This window comes from Streptomyces sp. NPDC002838, from assembly GCF_040295365.1.
GTDB lineage: Bacteria > Actinomycetota > Actinomycetes > Streptomycetales > Streptomycetaceae > Streptomyces.
In genome coordinates this window covers 1-1,103 of the sequence record NZ_JBEOVF010000162.1, presented here as the reverse complement: position 1 = coordinate 1,103, position 1,103 = coordinate 1, and the positions used below count along the sequence as shown (strand labels likewise).

General features: G+C 66.0%; 1 pseudogene. It reads left to right on the top strand.

The annotated features are described in order from the left end of the window. Positions 1-77: 77 nt before the first annotated feature. Positions 78-1,081, top strand: a pseudogene (locus ABT063_RS52075) (IS5 family transposase). Positions 1,082-1,103: the final 22 nt, after the last annotated feature.

Genomic DNA, 1,103 nt, shown 5'->3' with positions numbered 1-1,103 from the left:
CTAGGGCCTGTGTGACGTCGTGATCAATCTTGCTGACCCGGATCCGCATGGAAGGCGGATCCGGTAGGAAGTCGGTCGTGACGCGTAGGCAACTCACCGACGAGCAGTGGAAGTTGATCGAGCCGTTTCTGCCGATAGGCGAGTACGGCCCGTACCCCGAGCGGCTGCGGGAGCAGTTCGAGGGGGTGATCTGGCGGTTCCGCACCAGCAGTCAGTGGCGGGAGATGCCGCGTGAGTTCGGCCCGTGGCCAACGGTCTACGGCCGCTTCCGGGTCTGGAGGGACGCCGGCGTCTTCACCGCACTGCTGGAAGGCGTGATCGCCGAGGCCGCCCGACAGGGGAAGACGGACTTGTCCCTGGTCAGCGTGGACTCCACCACCGCCCGCGCCCACCACGACGCCGCCGGAATGTGCATCGGCAAGGAGGTCATGGACGCCCTTGAGGAAGCCGCCGCCGACCAGGAACGGGCCCGGCAAAAGGGGGCGGCCCGCCAGAACAGAATGGACAGGACGAAGGTGACGACCCCGACCGGGAAGAACGGCGGCACATCAGGCGACGGCGCAAGCTCCGCTTGAAGGAAGCCCTGCTCGGCAGGTCCCGTGGCGGGCTGACAAGCAAGGTTCATCTCGCCGCGGACCGCAAGTGCCGCCCGTTGTCCTTCGTTCTGACCGCAGGACAGGCCGCCGACAGCCCGCAGTTCGTCCCCGTGCTGCATAAGGTGCGGATCCGTCTGCCTGTCGGCCGTCCCCGGACCCGGCCTGACGCTGTCGCCGCGGACAAGGCCTACTCATCCCGCGCCAACCGCTCTTACCTGCGTAAACGCAACATCAAGGCAGTCATCCCGGAGAAGAAGGACCAGGCTGCCAACCGAAGGAAGAAGGGCAGCCGCGGCGGCCGGCCCACCCGCCACGACGCCGGTCTCTACAAGGAGCGGAACACCGTCGAGCGCCTGATCAACAAGCTGAAAGCCTGGCGGGGCATCGCGACTCGATACGACAAGACACCCGAGAGCTACCTCGCCGGCCTCCACCTCCGCGCCTCCATCATCTGGATCAACGATCTTCTGAAGGCAACCGGCTGATCACAACATCACACAGGCCCTA